Origin of the sequence: Desulforhabdus sp. TSK, assembly GCF_022836495.1 — a bacterium.
GTDB lineage: Bacteria > Desulfobacterota > Syntrophobacteria > Syntrophobacterales > Syntrophobacteraceae > Desulforhabdus.
Map to the genome: position 1 here is coordinate 1 of NZ_BQXM01000139.1, position 487 is coordinate 487.

The following is a 487-nucleotide window of genomic DNA, read 5'->3' on the forward strand; positions in this document are numbered from 1 at the left end:
GTTCGGCCAGGCGCATGAGCACGGCCACCGTGCTCTGGTTCTTTTGCCGCGCTTCGTCAAGGACGGGATCGAGGTGCTGAGCCATGGTTTTGAGGTTGAGCCTGGTGAGCTTTTGCCTGAGGGAATCGGCTTCAATCATGGGAATGTCTCCTTTTGAGAACGAGAGCGTCGTAGTCGGCCAGGGAAGGCTCATCGAGGCGTATGGAGTTGAACGCTTCATGCTTGAGCCTGACGGGAGGGTGGTTTCTTTGGGGGGTCATTTTCTGGAAAAGAATGTTTTCGATGTATTCGACGCCAAAGGCCTGGTAGGCGTTTGCATGGCGGATGGCCTCGAGAAGGCCCTGAGCCCCGTACTCTTCTTTGAGCTCAAGGAGCCTGAGGAGGCTTTTCTTGAGGGGGTGCCGTGTGTGTGCAAGTTTTTCGAGATAGCTCCTGGCCTCCTCTCCCAGGCTCATGAATGCCGCGGCCTCACTGGATGACCAGTATT

Annotated in this window: 1 protein-coding gene; it reads right to left on the minus strand. The window is 56.1% G+C overall.

What is annotated here, in order from left to right; genetic code table 11:
• Nucleotides 1–131: 131 nt before the first annotated feature.
• On the minus strand, nucleotides 132–487 hold a 356-nt coding region (locus MWC30_RS21865), incomplete at its 5' end, for a hypothetical protein (protein ID WP_244086310.1).